Source organism: Ruegeria sp. E1, assembly GCF_056534225.1.
On the sequence record NZ_JBQFPE010000008.1, the window covers coordinates 108,699 to 121,892 of the forward strand.

Below are 13,194 nucleotides of genomic sequence, written 5' to 3' on the forward strand. Positions count from 1 at the left end.
GTCACAGGTATTTGGTTATGGTCTTGAAGTCGTCGATGTTGGCTTTTGCACGCTCGGGCGCAGCCGAGAGGCAATGATCGACATGATCATGGATCAGCACGCGTTTGGCGTTGGTGATCGCCTTTTCCACAGCAAACAATTGCTGGGCGATCTCGGGGCAGGGGGCCTGATCCTCCAGCATGGCGATGACCTTGGCCAGATGCCCATGCGCGCGTTTCAGGCGCGCGGTGATCTGAGGGTGGGATTGGTGCGTGTATTCGGACATGTAGTAACCCTATCCTCCCCTAGGGGATAAAGTCAACCTCAGCAAACTGTGTCAGGCGTGGTCGTGCCGATAGCGTTGAGTTTGCCTGCCAAACCTCCTATCTCGGGGGCGATACCGCATAAAGGAAGACGCGCGTGGCGAACCACTTGTATAAAAATGACTTGCCGGACGGGCTGGATATGGGCCCGGTCGTGGCCATTGATTGCGAAACTATGGGGTTGAACCCGCATCGCGACCGCCTTTGCGTCATTCAGATGTCGGGCGGCGATGGCAACAGCCATATCGTTCAGGTCGAAAATGGCCAGACGCAGGCCCCCAACCTGTGCGCCATGCTGGAAAATCCCGATGTGCTGAAACTGTTCCATTTCGGACGCTTCGATATTGCCGCGATGTATCACGCCTTTGGCGCATTGGCCGCGCCGGTCTATTGCACCAAGATCGCCAGCCGCCTTGTGCGCACCTATACCGACCGGCACGGGCTGAAAAACCTGTGTCAGGAATTGATCGGCGTCGATATCTCGAAGCAGCAGCAGATGAGCGACTGGGGCGCAGAAACCCTGTCCGAGGCGCAGTTGGAGTATGCGGCTTCGGACGTCTTGTACCTGCACCGTCTGCGCGAAGCGCTGGACGCGCGATTGGTCCGCGAAGGCCGGACCGAGATGGCACAGGCGTGTTTTGACTTCTTGCCAATGCGTGCGAAGCTGGACCTCGCCGGTTGGCCCGAAACGGATATTTTTGCACACTCATGACAGATTCCGAATCCTTTCTGAAAACTGCGCGTCAGGTCGTCACCGATGAGGCCCGCGCGCTGGATGTTCTGGCCGATAGCCTGAACGAGGATTTTGCCGAAGCCGTGCAGATGATTCTGAATGCAACAGGGCGCATCATTATCAGCGGCATCGGCAAGTCCGGTCATATCGGGCACAAGATTGCAGCGACGCTGGCCAGTACCGGAACGCCGGCCTATTTCGTGCATCCGGCCGAAGCGAGTCATGGCGATCTGGGCATGGTGTCCAAGGGCGACGTGGTTTTGGCAATCTCGAATTCGGGCGAAGCGCCGGAGCTTGCAAATCTGCTGGCGTTTACCCGCCGGTTCGGGATGCCTTTGATCGGCCTGTCCAGCAAGCCCGAAAGCACATTGATGAAACAGGCCGACGTGCATCTGCTGATCCCGTCGATGGGAGAGGCCTGCGGCTATGGCATGGTGCCCTCAATCTCAACCACGCTGACGCTGGCGATGGGCGATGCGCTGGCGATTGCGTTGATGAAATACCGCGATTTCAAGCCCGAGAATTTCCGCGACTTCCATCCCGGCGGCAAGTTGGGGGCGCAGCTGAGCAAGGTGCGCGACCTGATGCATATGGATACACCTGTCGTTCCCAGCGGCACGCCGATGGGCGAAGCACTGCTGGTGATGAGCCAGAAGAGCTTTGGCGTCGTCGGCGTGACCGACAAGACCGGTCGCCTGCTGGGAATTGTCACCGATGGCGACTTGCGCCGCAATATGAACGGCCTGCTCGACCGCAATGTCGATGACGTCATGACAAGCAACCCACTGACCATTCCACCGAATGCTCTCGCGCAGGAGGCTGTTGCGATCATGAATGACCGCAAGATCACCTCTTTGTTCGTGGTCGACCCCAAGGCCGATGGTCAGGCGCAGGGGCTGTTGCACATCCATGACTGTCTGCGTGTCGGACTGGGGTGAAGGGGGCCGAGGTGGATCGCTATTCCCGTATGGTGCAGTTCTTCAAGGTGCTGTTGCCGCTGGCGGCGATCTTTCTGCTTGCGACCGTTTTCCTGCTGTCGCGCAGTATCGACACCAACGGTACCGGTCCGTTTTCCAGCGACATCGTAGATCAGCGCCTTTCGGATCAGGTCGTCACACTGCCCGACTACAAAGGCGTGACCCGCAAAGGCGAAGAAGTCCGGGTCGAGGCGCGTCAGGCCAGCCAGGGACAGAAAGGCGACAATCCCAAAGCCTCCGAAATTCATGGTCGCTATAACCTGCACAGCGGGCGCAGGATCACCATGGTGTCGAACGAAGGTACGATCCGACCCGACAAGGGCACAGCGACCTTTGTTGGTGACGTGGTGATCACCACGGCGGATGGCCTTCAGGTTACAACTGACCTGTTGAACACATCGCTGGACGAAATTCGCGGTGATACGCCGGGACAGGTTGATGGAACTGGCCCAATCGGTGACTTTACCGCAGGTCGCATGACCTTTGGCACGGAAAAAAAGGACGGACCCGTCCATATTCTTTTTACAGACGGCGTGAAACTGATATACGAACCGCAAAAAGCTGAAAGATAACCTGTGTTTGATGTACGCGTCGCCTTTGTTACCCTTGCGCTGGCCTTCGGTGCCCTAACCGCTGCGGCGCAAGAGGCTCAGGTGGCGTTCGGCTCACCAAACGCGGACCCGACCCTGCCGGTCGAGGTCACATCCGAGACACTCAATGTGAATCAAGAGGATGGCTCGGCCGAGTTTCTGGGCAATGTCATTGTTATTCAAGGCGAAATGCGTCTGACGGCGGAACGGGTTCTGGTCATCTACAACGAAGCACAATCCGCCATCGAACGGATGGAGGCGACGGAAAACGTGGTGCTGGTCAGCCCTCCGGACGCAGCCGAAGGGGATTGGGCGGAATACACCATCGAATCCGGCGTGATCGAGATGAAGGGCAATGTGCTGCTGACCCAAGGCCCCAGTGTCATCAGCGGTGACGAGATGATCGCCAACCTGACCACCGGGCTGGCCACCATGTCGGGCCGGGTCAAGACAATCCTGCAGCCGGGTGGCAACTGATGGCTGGCCCCCAACTCTCAGTTGCCGAAGGTTCGTCCGGTCTCAGGATCGAAAAGCTGCGCAAATCCTATCGCAAGAAAACCGTGATCCGGGATGTTTCGATGACATTGGACCGGTCTGAGGTCGTTGCGCTGCTGGGTCCGAACGGATCGGGCAAAACCACTACGTTCTATTCGGTCGCCGGTCTGGTTTTCCCCGAAGCCGGAACCGTCACCATTGATGGCCAGAACGTTACCACCCTGCCGATGTATCGCCGCGCCCGTCTGGGCATCGGGTATCTGCCGCAGGAAATGTCGATTTTCCGGGGCATGAGCGTTGAAGACAATATTTCGTCCGTGCTGGATATCACCGTCAAACACGCCCACCGCCGCAAGGAACGGCTGGAAGAGTTGCTGTCGGATTTCTCGATCGAACATCTGCGCCGCGCCCCAGCGCTTGCCCTGTCGGGCGGAGAGCGTCGCCGCGTTGAAATCGCGCGCTGCCTGGCCGCTGATCCGAAATACCTGCTGCTGGACGAACCCTTTGCGGGGGTTGATCCCATCAGTGTGGGCGATATTCGCCATCTGGTTGCCGATCTGAAGAAGCGCGGTATCGGCGTGCTGATTACGGATCACAACGTGCGGGAAACGCTCGAAATCGTCGATCGGGCCTACATCCTGCATGACGGGCAGGTTCTGATGTCGGGCTCACCGGACGAAGTGGTCGAAAACGAAAATGTGCGCCGCGTTTATCTGGGTGAAAACTTCCGTATTTCATGAGGTTGCGCCAAAAGGCGCTCGGGATATGTCAGAAATCTCGAATTTCCGCACCTGTTTTGATTGACTCTTCCGTCGTCTCTTGCCTCAATTGGTGCATGGCATTTCTTCGGTTCCAGTTTGGATCTCGATCCCCCTTCGCGAAAGGGCCGGGGCAACAGCAACCGCAGAAAAGGCCGATACCCCCCACCCGATAAAAACAGGTCCGTCGCGAAACGCGACGTCAGAATGGGTGTGAATTGTGAAGGAGACCACATGCGTTACCAAATCAGCGGAAAACAGATCGACATCGGTGCGGCCCTGCAGACCCATGTGCAGACCGAACTGGGCGAGGTCGTGGGCAAATATGCTCAGCGACCAACTGACGCCAATGTCGTCTTTTCCCGTTCGGCGCATGAATATGTATGCGAAACCACGGTGCATTTATCCACCGGACTGACGGCGCAGGCCAAAGCCCACGCAACCGAGATCTACGCGGCATTTGAGGGCTGTTGCGACAAGATGGAAACCCAGCTACGTCGCTACAAGCGACGTTTGAAGGATCACCACAAGGATCGGTCCGAGCCGGTTGAACTCTTTGGCGCGTCCTCTTATATCCTCGCCTCTGACGAATCGGATTCGGCGGATGAGCCCGATTCGTTGCAGCCGATGATTGTGGCTGAGATGGAGACGAAGATCCCATCGCTGAGTGTTGGTGAAGCCGTTATGCAGATGGAACTTGCCGGTGCGCCGGTGCTGGTGTTCCGCAATGAAGGCAAGGACGGATTGAATGTCGTGTATCGCCGCGAGGACGGCAATATCGGCTGGATCGATCCGTAACAGGCAAAGATAACAAAGCGCCCTCTGACGGGTCAGGGGGCCGCTACGGAGCGAGATCATGGAGCTTTCGAGCATACTGAAGCCCGAAGCAGTGCGTGTATTGTCAGCCGCGTCCAGCAAGAAGCGGCTGTTTCAGGAAATCGGCGATATTGCTGCGGCTACACTGGCGCTGGATGCACAGGCGATTGTCGAAAACCTGCTTGAACGCGAAAGTCTGGGACCGACCGGCGTGGGCCATGGCGTGGCCCTGCCTCATGCGCGCCTGCCTGAAATCGAAGCGGTTTCAGGGGTGTTCATTCTGCTGGAGAAGCCCATTGATTTCGGTTCCGTTGACCGGCAACCGGTGGATCTGGCGTTCTCCCTCTTCGCACCGGACGAGGCGGGTGTCGAACATCTCAAGGCGCTGGCTCTTGTGTCGCGCACCCTGCGCGAACCAACGGTTTGCGCCAAGCTGCGGGCCAACCCGGACCCGGTCAAGCTTTATGCGATTCTGACCGAAGCGCAGTCGATGCAGGCCGCATAGGCCCATAAAGATCGAATTTCCGGCGGCCTGTGGCCGCCTGGATCCTTCCAAACCCGTAAATTCGTTGGTTGTCAGCTGGCAATCGCATCTGCGGTTGCTTCGTAGAACCGTTCAAGCCCTTCAAGTGTCGGTGCCGGTCCGGACAATCCTTCGGGCGCATCCAGACCGGCGGCCAGAACGATTGTGTTGACGAAGTTGAAGATGCCACAGACCTCGACAACCTCGTAGACCGCATTTTCGCTCCACCCGGCCTGTCGCGCTGCATTATAAGCTTCGCGAATCTCAGTGCCATTCTTGCTGTGCAGCGACAGCGCATAGTCCAGCAAGGGTTGAATACGCTCATGCGTTTCTGCGATAGGGCCCGAGAATACCTCTGCAAAAACGGTATGGTAAAAGGTGCAATAGGGGGTCGTATTCTGCTGCGAAACGAATGCCGCGATGGCCTCACGCTCGCCTCTCGTCAATTCGCCCTTTGCGCACATGATGTCGTGTAGAAGACGAACAAGCCGTTCCGAGTTTCGCGGAAACAAGGTCAGAACCTCGGTCAGATCGCTGCCCGCCGAAAGCCCGTCGAAATTTGCCATATTGAAACAATCCTATCAAAATTTGCCTATGTGAATGCCACATTCGACCTGTGGTTGAACGCAGGCTATTCGCACACACCCGGATTGTCATCAAAATCCGTAGACAGAGCCACGTCTTTTTTTGTCAGGCCATCGAGCTTTGGGACCAGTGGACAAATCGCCAATCCGGAATTCCGGACGTCATAACGAGCTATCCGCCATGCAGACCAATCAGCCGCCGGTTCCCATTTCCAGCGTCCACCAGATCTTGCCGCCACCTTCCTGATGCCAGGCGAAGCCCATCTGCGTTGCCTTGGGATCCATGATGACGGCGCGCGGTCCCGGCTCCTGCATCCAGGCGGCCAGTGTTTCGGTCTCGGTCTCATAGGTCTCGGAAATCGCCTCGCCCAGGAATGTCCCGAAATACCCGGCGCGGGCGGCCCGGTCGATCGGCGATGATCCGTCCGAACCAAAATGCCAAGGGCGATTCTGGCGCGCCATGTCCTTGGAATGGGTCGCGGCAGCGGCGTTCAGGCTTGAATTCAGCTGAACGGCCTGCAGGCCCTGCGCCTGACGTAGAGCATTGACCGAATCCAGCATCCGGAACTGCAGCTTTTCCGGGTTTCCCCGGATTTTGTATACCGAGGGCAGCGGCCTGCCATCTGCCCCCAACGCGGTCGTGCGCGAATCGGTACATGCCGCCAAAGCGACGAAACAGATCATAAGAAGGGAAAGAATACGCGTCATGATGGGCCTGATTTTTGTGTCGAACAGGGAAATAGCCTGCCTGACGCCCCGGGGCAAATGTACAATGGCCTTAGCCTGCATGATTCTGCCGGTTTGATTTGCGACTGAAGCATTCTGGCCATAGAATGCGGCTGATTTCTGCTGTCTCATACAAAAGGACCGCCCGATATGGTCAAAAAGCATATTTTGAAACCGTCCCGCCGCGGGTTCATGGCAGGGGCCGTTGCCAGCCTCGCCTCACCCGCCGTTGCACAGTATATTCCCGGCGATCCGCTGCGCCCTGCACCCGAGCCGGAACCACAGGTGCGCCGTAACGTGTCGGGATTCCGGGCGCTTGACTGGCGGCCCTATTTCTCGAACACCAATAACGGCGCGATCCTGGTCGATACCGTCTCGCGGGCGCTGCATTATTGGTCAGATGATCAATCGGTGTACAAACTCTACCCCTCATCCGTGCCACTGACCGAGGAATTGACTCGCCGCGGCCGCACCAGCGTGATCCGCAAGGTCGAAGGGCCAAGCTGGTCTCCGACGCCGTCGATGAAAAAGCGCAATCCCGAATGGCCGGACCATATTCCACCGGGGCCCGATAACCCGTTGGGAACACATGCTTTGTACCTGAGCTGGAAATACTACCGCATTCACGGAACCCACGATACGCGTAAAATCGGTCGCAGATCGTCCAACGGGTGCATTGGTCTGTTCAACGAGGACATTGCAGAGCTGTTTGGAATGGCGAAGGTTGGCACGCAAGTGTTGCTAATTTGACGACATTTTGGCGCGTGAACCCGCTTTTCCCGTAAGTTGCAATTGCATTCCCTTTGCATTGCTGATTAGAAAAAACCACGAGGTAAGTCTTGGATGCGCGTTCCAGATCAATGGATTCGCGCAAATTCTGGAGGTTAATTATGAAGAAACTCGTTCTCGCTGCTGCACTGACTGCTGCTGCTTCGACCGCATATGCCGGTAACCTGGAAGAGCCAGTTGTTGAGGCACCTGTTGTTGTCGAAGAAACCCAAGGTTCGTCGCAGGGCATCATCCTGCCGCTGATCCTGCTGGTTGTAGTTGCCGCAGCTGTTGCAGCAAGCTAAGTCGACGAGACATACGATCTAAAAGGCGGTGGAGCAATCCACCGCCTTTTTTCGTTTTCAGGCGGCGCGTTTAGTCCAGCCATCCCTTTAGATTGTTTTGAATGATCTTGCCCAGCGCCGCGATGTGCGAATCATCGTCGTTGAGGCAGGGGATATAGCTAAAGCTCTCGCCCCCGGCTTCTTCAAAGCTTTCTTTGATCTCTTCGTTGATCTCTTCCAGCGTTTCGATGCAATCGGCTGAAAAGGCAGGGGCGATAACGGCAATGTTCTTTTTGCCTTGCCGCGCCAGATCGGCGACATGTTCGACGGTATAGGGTTTCAGCCATTCTTCCGGGCCAAAGCGGGACTGGAAGGTTGAAACCAGCTGATCATCCGACCAGCCAAGCCGCTCCTTCAGCAGCCTTGTGGTTTTCACGCATTGGCAGTGATAAGGATCGCCCTGCTGCAGGTATCGCTCGGGCATTCCGTGGTAGGAACAGACCAGAGTATCCGGCTTGGTCTCCATCGTGGCATAGGCACGCTCGACCGAGGTGGCCAACGCATCGATATAGGCCGGCTCGTCAAAATAGGCAGGCACCGTGCGGCTGGCGGGTTGCCAGGCTTCTTCCATCAGAGCGCGGAAGAATTGGTCATTTGCAGTGGCAGTCGTGGCCCCGGCGTAATGAGGGTAAAGCGGGAAGAACAGGATGCGGTCGCACCCCTCGGCCACCATCTGCCGGACCTTGGACTTGGTCGACGGATTGCCATAGCGCATACAGAAATCGACCATCACCTGATCGCCATACCGCGCCTGCATCGCATCGCGCAGCTTGGCGGTCTGATCCTTGGTGATCGTCATCAGGGGGCTTTCGCCCTTTTCATGGTTCCAGATCGACTTATACGCCTCGCCCGAGCTAAAGGGCCGTTTGGTCAAAATGATCCCCTGCAGGATCGGTTGCCATTTCCATTTGGGATAGTCGATGACGCGCTGATCCGACAGAAACTCGTTCAGATACCGCCGCATTGGCCAATAGCTGTAGCCATCAGGCGTGCCCAGATTGGCCAGCAGGATGCCGACGCGACCCATCTTGACCTTGGGATGATCCGTGGGCGCATGTGCGGGGCGAGTGGCATCAAACATCTGAAGCTTCCTGAGATTTCTGTTCCGGCCTGAGATAAACGGAAATGCTGCGCCGTCAATCGGGCAGTTTGGTTTCATCCGTTCGCAACGCATCCGCCAGACGCGTTTGCGCCGATCCGGGGCGAAGGGGTTTGGGCTGGCTGTCGTCGGGCGACCAGCCTGTCAGACAGATCAGATCAAAGGTTGCCGTCAGGCGGCCGGACGGGGCTGCGAAGTGTTCTGCATAGATAGTCTGCGCTGCGTCAAACACGGCGCGTTGGGTGGGGTGCCGCAGCCGCGCGCTCAGCGCGTTGGTTTCGCCCATGGCCCGCAGATCCCGCATCAGATGCCAAATGTCACGATACTCGGCCTTCAGAGGGACTGAATCTGCCACCGGCAAAGCCAGCCCTGCGCGTTGCAGCAACCCACCCAGATCGCGCAGCTCTGCCATGGGTGCCACGCGCGGGCTGAGGCCCCCGGCAATCGAGACTTCGGCCTGCCCAAGGGCTGCGCGTAATTCATGCAGGGTTTCCCCGCCCAGACACACCACAAGCAACAGCCCATCCGGGCGCAAGGCGCGCCGACACTGAATCAACTGTCCAACCGGATCATTCGCCCAGTGCAGCGCCATGGCGTGAATCACCAGATCATGGGCCCCTTGCGACAGGTCCAGCACGTCATCATCCGCCACCATGCAGGCATCGGGAAGCAGATTGGCCCAAATCTGTGGAAAGGAACTCACGATCGCAGGGGCCGTAAAGGTCCTGTTAACCATGGACAGACGATCCTGCACCTCGTCCATGGCCGTGCGATGCAGGAACAGGTCTTCGACGCGGGCGCGGGCGCGATGCAGGGTAAGGGCCTGCCGGTCAAATAATGAGGGCGTGTTGGACGCGGGCAATTTCATAAGCCGCAGGTATCGCATCCGGCAACGGATTCAAACAGCTGTCGAACTTGTTTATCCACCCCGCTGCATATCATGCGGTGATCTGACGGCCTCAGATTTTGGCCTCTGTGGTTCGTGCTGGCGGGATACGCCCTTTATCGGTGGTACCATCTGCGAAAGCTGCGGCGTGCCTCTGCCGGGTGCGCGGGACGGGTTCCGTATAGACTGCGACGATTGTCTGAAAGCGCCGCGACCATGGCGCGACGGACGGGCTGCACTGCTATACGAAGGCAAGGCACGGTCCTTGATCCTGGCCTTGAAACATGGCGACCGGCCCGAGCTTGCGCGCCCTGCCGCACGATGGATGGAACTGGCAGGGCAGGGCTTGCTCCGACCGGGCCTGTTGGTCGCACCCGTTCCGCTGCATTGGACCCGCCTGCTGAAACGGCGATACAATCAGTCAGCCTTGCTGGCCCAGCATCTCGCCCGCACCACGGGGTTGGAGTGTTGTCCGGACCTGTTGGTTCGTAACCGCCGAACGCCGGTTCTGGATGGCAAGACCGCGGATCAGCGCGCGGGTGTTCTGGCAAATGCCATCGCGCCACATCCGAGGCGGGTTGGCAGAATGAAGCATCGCGATATTCTGTTGGTCGATGACGTCATGACCTCGGGCGCGACGCTGGCGGCTTGCACCCGTGTGTGTCAGGCCGCAGGGGCAAATCATATTTTCGTGTTGGCTCTGGCGCGCGTTGCCAAGGATGCCTAATTCGCCCAAGATTGTGCGAAACCCGAAGGGACGGAATATGAAACCCGTAGAAATCTATACCTCGCCGCTCTGCGGCTTTTGCCACGCGGCCAAACGGTTGCTGAAACAGAAAGGCGTCGAATTCAAGGAAGTCGACGTGCTGATACACCCCAAGCGCAAGCCCGAGATGATCCAGCGCGCAGGCGGCAAACGCACCGTGCCGCAAATCTTCATCGGCACGCAGCATGTGGGCGGCTGCGACGACCTCTATGAACTCGAGCGTCAGGGCAAGCTGGATCGTCTGCTGGCGGCATGAAGTCCGCACTGCTGCAGATCACTTCGTCGGACGATCCGGCCGAGAATCTCGATATGGTGCGCGCCCTGATGGCAGAGGCGGCAGATCAGGACGCGCGCTTTATCCTGACGCCCGAAGTAACGAACTGCGTCTCGACCAGCACCACGCGACAGCGCGCGGTTTTGCAGCACGAAGAAGATGACATCACGCTCGCGGGCCTGCGCGATCAGGCCGCCGCGCTGGGCGTGTGGCTGCTGATCGGCTCGCTGGCGATCAAGACCCACGACGCCGATGGCCGCTTTGCCAACCGGTCCTTCATGATCGACCCACAGGGGCAGATCGTGACGCGATATGACAAGATCCATATGTTCGACGTGCAGGTCACGGAATCCGAGACCTTCCGCGAATCAAAAAACTACCGCCCCGGCGACCGGGCCGTGATTGCGCAGACCGATTTCGGCACGGTTGGCCTGAGCATCTGCTACGACATCCGCTTTCCGCATCTCTATGCCGCGCTGGCGCAGGCGGGTGCGCGCATCCTGACCGTCCCGGCCGCGTTTTCGCCCGTCACGGGGGCGGCGCATTGGCAATCACTGCTGCGCGCGCGGGCGATTGAGACCGGCTGTTGGGTGCTGGCGCCCGCCCAGACCGGAGAGCACCCGAAAACGCACGGCAAGACACGCTACACCCACGGCCACAGCATGGTTGTCGCCCCGTGGGGAGAGGTGCTGATCGACGCAGGCACCGATCCGGGCATTCACATTTTCGATTTGGATGATAGTTCTGTGACAGAGGCGCGCCGCCGCGTGCCCTCACTGACTCACCTGCGGCCCTTTGACGGGCCCTGATCCAGAACCGGACTTATGACGGACGAGAAAAATGCCCTTGCAGTCACGTTGTTCAGCGAGATCCTGACCGCTGATCAGTTGCTGCGCAACCGGCTTAGCCGGGTGCTGCCCAAGGGCATGGAAATCTCGCATTTTTCAGTGCTGAACCATCTGGTCTTTGTCGGAGACGAACGCAGCCCGGCGCAACTGGCCAACACGTTCCACGTGACCCGTGGCGCGATGACCAACACCTTGGCCAAGCTGGAATGGGCTGGATACATCCACATCCGCCCTGACTGGGACGACGCCCGCCGCAAGATGGTCGCCATCAGCCCCGCCGGCCGCCGCGCCCGCGATCAGGCGATTTCGTCCATTGCCCCGCTGATCAACCGCGTAGTCGGAGAGCTGGGGCTGGAACGCGTCCGCAGTACGTTGCCCGTGCTGAGGGATTTGCGGTTGCAGTTGGAGGGCGAGTAGCGGAGACCTAGTTGGTCACTGTAACGACCTGCTCCCATATGTCTGTAACGATCTTATCGTTTATAGCGCTCATCCTATCGTACAGCTTTGTTTCCCATGAACGCTGAGCGACGGAGCGTGCATATCGAATCGCGCGCTCGAATGCTGCTTCTGCCTCTTCATTCCGGCCCAATTGCGAAAGAGCTATGCCGCGTTCAAGGTTTATGATTGATCCTCTAGCTTGCCCAATAGGCGTCAGCCGAGCCCAAGCACTACTTACAAGTGCGACATTACAGAAACCGAGTTTGACTTTACCTTCGTTGCGATCGCTCTTGCAGGCCAAGCCATTGAAGGCGGAAAACATACCTACAAGCCAGAACATAATAAATGCGAATGCCAGAATTGAGCCGAGGCTCTCACGTGTCTTTGGCGTTTCTTCAGGCGGGGCAAACTTCATATAATTAAAGCCAAAAAAGCTATTTTGATTAAGCGTAGGATGGGTTTCTAACCCATCATCAATTCTCGGAAACCACAGGCAAGATGGGTTAAAAACCCATCCTACTCCGCCTTCACACTCGCCGTCACATAATTCACGCTCAGATCCCGGTCCGAGATCGACCAGTTCCAAAGGATCGGGTTGAAGACGAACCCCTTGCGGTCCACCGGGTCCAGCCCGGCCTGACGCAGCAGGTCGAACAGCTCTTCGGGGGTTATAAACTTGTTCCATTCATGCGTGCCGCGGGGCAGCCAGCGCATGACGACCTCGGCCCCGAAAATGGCCATAGCATAGGATTTCGGGTTGCGGTTGATGGTCGAGCAGATCAGCAACCCGCCCGGTTTCAGCAATTGTTGCGAGGCTGTCAGGAAGCCCAAAGGGTCGGCCACGTGTTCGACCACCTCCATATTCAGCACCACGTCGAATTGCTCGCCCGCAGCGGCCATGTCCTCGGCGGTGGTGTGGCGATAGTCGATCTGTAGGCCCGATTGCTCGGCGTGAATGCGGGCGACGGGCAAGTTGCCCTCGGCGGCGTCTGCACCCACGACCGTCGCGCCCAGACGCGCCATCGGTTCGCTCAGCAGCCCTCCGCCGCAGCCGATATCCAGCAGGCGCAGGCCCTCGAACGGGTTCGGTGTGGTCAGGTCGCGGTCAAACTCCCCGGCGATTTGCTGGGTGATATAGTCCAGACGGCACGGATTCAGCATGTGCAGCGGCTTGAATTTCCCATGAGGGTCCCACCATTCCGCCGCCATCGCCTCAAATTTTGCGATCTCGGACGGGTCAACCGTGTTCGGATGCGCTTGCATTCCT

The 13,194-nt window shown here is 58.2% G+C and carries 20 protein-coding genes; 13 read left to right on the forward strand and 7 right to left on the reverse strand.

Translation table 11 applies throughout. The features are described from left to right. Position 1: 1 nt before the first annotated feature. Positions 2 to 265 (reverse strand): metal-sensing transcriptional repressor, encoded by a 264-nt coding sequence (locus ACR0FG_RS11950; protein WP_170711034.1) that lies wholly within the window; start codon positions 263 to 265, stop codon positions 2 to 4. Positions 266 to 399: 134 nt separating this feature from the next. On the opposite strand from ACR0FG_RS11950, the gene ACR0FG_RS11955 reads away from it, so the two are divergent. The 7 genes from ACR0FG_RS11955 (at position 400) to ACR0FG_RS11985 (ending at position 5,176) form a co-directional block, all read left to right on the forward strand. Continuing rightward, positions 400 to 1,014: a ribonuclease D gene (locus ACR0FG_RS11955; RefSeq protein ID WP_480893218.1), complete on the forward strand. Its 615-nt coding sequence runs from the start codon at positions 400 to 402 to the stop codon at positions 1,012 to 1,014. After that, positions 1,011 to 1,973 (forward strand): KpsF/GutQ family sugar-phosphate isomerase, encoded by a 963-nt coding sequence (locus ACR0FG_RS11960; protein WP_480893219.1) that lies wholly within the window; start codon positions 1,011 to 1,013, stop codon positions 1,971 to 1,973. Before ACR0FG_RS11955 ends, ACR0FG_RS11960 begins: the two co-directional genes overlap by 4 nt. A gap of 11 nt (positions 1,974 to 1,984) precedes the next feature. Beyond that, positions 1,985 to 2,584 carry an LptA/OstA family protein gene (locus tag ACR0FG_RS11965; RefSeq protein ID WP_170711259.1) on the forward strand — a complete coding sequence of 200 codons (600 nt, stop codon included), beginning with the start codon at positions 1,985 to 1,987 and terminating at the stop codon, positions 2,582 to 2,584. Between the two features lie 3 nt (positions 2,585 to 2,587). Continuing rightward, positions 2,588 to 3,079, forward strand: a complete 492-nt coding sequence (locus tag ACR0FG_RS11970) for an LptA/OstA family protein (RefSeq protein WP_480893222.1) — start codon at positions 2,588 to 2,590, stop codon at positions 3,077 to 3,079. Further along, entirely contained in the window at positions 3,079 to 3,837 is a 759-nt protein-coding gene (gene lptB / locus ACR0FG_RS11975) for an LPS export ABC transporter ATP-binding protein (protein WP_480893224.1), read from the forward strand. Before ACR0FG_RS11970 ends, lptB begins: the two co-directional genes overlap by 1 nt. 252 nt (positions 3,838 to 4,089) lie before the next feature. Further along, a complete protein-coding gene (gene hpf, locus ACR0FG_RS11980) occupies positions 4,090 to 4,653 on the forward strand; it encodes a ribosome hibernation-promoting factor, HPF/YfiA family (protein ID WP_170711029.1) in 564 nt (187 codons plus the stop codon). Between the two features lie 58 nt (positions 4,654 to 4,711). Then, positions 4,712 to 5,176, forward strand: a complete 465-nt coding sequence (locus tag ACR0FG_RS11985) for a PTS sugar transporter subunit IIA (RefSeq protein WP_170711028.1) — start codon at positions 4,712 to 4,714, stop codon at positions 5,174 to 5,176. Between the two features lie 71 nt (positions 5,177 to 5,247). Here the strand turns inward: ACR0FG_RS11985 and ACR0FG_RS11990 are convergent, their stop codons facing one another. Both ACR0FG_RS11990 and dalA read right to left on the reverse strand, forming a co-directional pair. After that, on the reverse strand, positions 5,248 to 5,760 hold the full coding sequence (locus ACR0FG_RS11990) for a carboxymuconolactone decarboxylase family protein (RefSeq protein ID WP_170711027.1): 513 nt from the start codon (positions 5,758 to 5,760) through the stop codon (positions 5,248 to 5,250). A gap of 210 nt (positions 5,761 to 5,970) precedes the next feature. Then, the gene (gene dalA / locus ACR0FG_RS11995; RefSeq protein ID WP_170711026.1) at positions 5,971 to 6,486 is read right to left on the reverse strand and encodes a divisome-associated lipoprotein DalA; all 516 of its coding nucleotides are present in this window, start codon (positions 6,484 to 6,486) and stop codon (positions 5,971 to 5,973) included. Between the two features lie 168 nt (positions 6,487 to 6,654). Here dalA and ACR0FG_RS12000 point away from each other — a divergent pair, with 168 nt between their 5' ends. Both ACR0FG_RS12000 and ACR0FG_RS12005 read left to right on the forward strand, forming a co-directional pair. Next, positions 6,655 to 7,254, forward strand: coding sequence for a L,D-transpeptidase (locus ACR0FG_RS12000; RefSeq protein WP_170711025.1), 600 nt, complete (start codon positions 6,655 to 6,657; stop codon positions 7,252 to 7,254). Positions 7,255 to 7,394: 140 nt separating this feature from the next. Next, complete coding sequence (locus ACR0FG_RS12005) at positions 7,395 to 7,577, forward strand: hypothetical protein (RefSeq protein WP_010442520.1); 183 nt, start codon at positions 7,395 to 7,397, stop codon at positions 7,575 to 7,577. 70 nt (positions 7,578 to 7,647) lie between these two features. On the opposite strand, the gene hemH is transcribed toward ACR0FG_RS12005, so the two are convergent. Together hemH and ACR0FG_RS12015 are read right to left on the reverse strand one after the other, a co-directional pair. Next, the gene (gene hemH / locus ACR0FG_RS12010; RefSeq protein WP_480893227.1) at positions 7,648 to 8,697 is read right to left on the reverse strand and encodes a ferrochelatase; all 1,050 of its coding nucleotides are present in this window, start codon (positions 8,695 to 8,697) and stop codon (positions 7,648 to 7,650) included. A 55-nt stretch (positions 8,698 to 8,752) separates the two neighbouring features. Beyond that, a complete protein-coding gene (locus ACR0FG_RS12015) occupies positions 8,753 to 9,583 on the reverse strand; it encodes a methyltransferase domain-containing protein (RefSeq protein WP_480893229.1) in 831 nt (276 codons plus the stop codon). On the opposite strand from ACR0FG_RS12015, the gene ACR0FG_RS12020 reads away from it, so the two are divergent. Genes ACR0FG_RS12020 through ACR0FG_RS12035 form a run of 4 tightly spaced genes read left to right on the forward strand, consistent with a single transcriptional unit; the run spans position 9,564 to position 11,906 of the window. Continuing rightward, the gene (locus ACR0FG_RS12020; RefSeq protein WP_480893231.1) at positions 9,564 to 10,328 is read left to right on the forward strand and encodes a double zinc ribbon domain-containing protein; all 765 of its coding nucleotides are present in this window, start codon (positions 9,564 to 9,566) and stop codon (positions 10,326 to 10,328) included. The two genes, ACR0FG_RS12015 and ACR0FG_RS12020, sit on opposite strands and share 20 nt — an antisense overlap. 37 nt (positions 10,329 to 10,365) lie before the next feature. Further along, a complete protein-coding gene (gene grxC / locus ACR0FG_RS12025) occupies positions 10,366 to 10,623 on the forward strand; it encodes a glutaredoxin 3 (RefSeq protein ID WP_170711021.1) in 258 nt (85 codons plus the stop codon). Continuing rightward, positions 10,620 to 11,450, forward strand: coding sequence for a carbon-nitrogen hydrolase family protein (locus ACR0FG_RS12030; RefSeq protein WP_480893234.1), 831 nt, complete (start codon positions 10,620 to 10,622; stop codon positions 11,448 to 11,450). Before grxC ends, ACR0FG_RS12030 begins: the two co-directional genes overlap by 4 nt. 15 nt (positions 11,451 to 11,465) lie before the next feature. Next, positions 11,466 to 11,906 carry a MarR family winged helix-turn-helix transcriptional regulator gene (locus ACR0FG_RS12035; protein ID WP_010442526.1) on the forward strand — a complete coding sequence of 147 codons (441 nt, stop codon included), beginning with the start codon at positions 11,466 to 11,468 and terminating at the stop codon, positions 11,904 to 11,906. 7 nt (positions 11,907 to 11,913) lie between these two features. Here ACR0FG_RS12035 and ACR0FG_RS12040 read toward each other — a convergent pair whose 3' ends face one another. Both ACR0FG_RS12040 and ubiG read right to left on the reverse strand, forming a co-directional pair. Then, positions 11,914 to 12,513: a hypothetical protein gene (locus ACR0FG_RS12040; protein ID WP_480893369.1), complete on the reverse strand. Its 600-nt coding sequence runs from the start codon at positions 12,511 to 12,513 to the stop codon at positions 11,914 to 11,916. Further along, a complete protein-coding gene (gene ubiG, locus ACR0FG_RS12045; RefSeq protein WP_480893236.1) occupies positions 12,444 to 13,190 on the reverse strand; it encodes a bifunctional 2-polyprenyl-6-hydroxyphenol methylase/3-demethylubiquinol 3-O-methyltransferase UbiG in 747 nt (248 codons plus the stop codon). The genes ACR0FG_RS12040 and ubiG overlap by 70 nt, the downstream gene beginning before the upstream one ends. Positions 13,191 to 13,194: the final 4 nt, after the last annotated feature.

Excerpts from the sequence above, each read along its gene's own strand:
- ubiG (WP_480893236.1), bottom strand. The coding sequence starts at position 13,190 with ATGCAAGCGCATCCGAACACGGTTGACCCGTCCGAGATCGCAAAATTT.
- ACR0FG_RS11950 (WP_170711034.1), bottom strand. The coding sequence starts at position 265 with ATGTCCGAATACACGCACCAATCCCACCCTCAGATCACCGCGCGCCTG.
- ACR0FG_RS12030 (WP_480893234.1), top strand. The coding sequence starts at position 10,620 with ATGAAGTCCGCACTGCTGCAGATCACTTCGTCGGACGATCCGGCCGAG.
- ACR0FG_RS12035 (WP_010442526.1), top strand. The coding sequence starts at position 11,466 with ATGACGGACGAGAAAAATGCCCTTGCAGTCACGTTGTTCAGCGAGATC.
- ACR0FG_RS12005 (WP_010442520.1), top strand. The coding sequence starts at position 7,395 with ATGAAGAAACTCGTTCTCGCTGCTGCACTGACTGCTGCTGCTTCGACC.
- ACR0FG_RS12015 (WP_480893229.1), bottom strand. The coding sequence starts at position 9,583 with ATGAAATTGCCCGCGTCCAACACGCCCTCATTATTTGACCGGCAGGCC.
- hemH (WP_480893227.1), bottom strand. The coding sequence starts at position 8,697 with ATGTTTGATGCCACTCGCCCCGCACATGCGCCCACGGATCATCCCAAG.
- ACR0FG_RS12000 (WP_170711025.1), top strand. The coding sequence starts at position 6,655 with ATGGTCAAAAAGCATATTTTGAAACCGTCCCGCCGCGGGTTCATGGCA.
- dalA (WP_170711026.1), bottom strand. The coding sequence starts at position 6,486 with ATGACGCGTATTCTTTCCCTTCTTATGATCTGTTTCGTCGCTTTGGCG.
- lptB (WP_480893224.1), top strand. The coding sequence starts at position 3,079 with ATGGCTGGCCCCCAACTCTCAGTTGCCGAAGGTTCGTCCGGTCTCAGG.
- ACR0FG_RS11985 (WP_170711028.1), top strand. The coding sequence starts at position 4,712 with ATGGAGCTTTCGAGCATACTGAAGCCCGAAGCAGTGCGTGTATTGTCA.
- ACR0FG_RS11990 (WP_170711027.1), bottom strand. The coding sequence starts at position 5,760 with ATGGCAAATTTCGACGGGCTTTCGGCGGGCAGCGATCTGACCGAGGTT.
- grxC (WP_170711021.1), top strand. The coding sequence starts at position 10,366 with ATGAAACCCGTAGAAATCTATACCTCGCCGCTCTGCGGCTTTTGCCAC.
- hpf (WP_170711029.1), top strand. The coding sequence starts at position 4,090 with ATGCGTTACCAAATCAGCGGAAAACAGATCGACATCGGTGCGGCCCTG.
- ACR0FG_RS11960 (WP_480893219.1), top strand. The coding sequence starts at position 1,011 with ATGACAGATTCCGAATCCTTTCTGAAAACTGCGCGTCAGGTCGTCACC.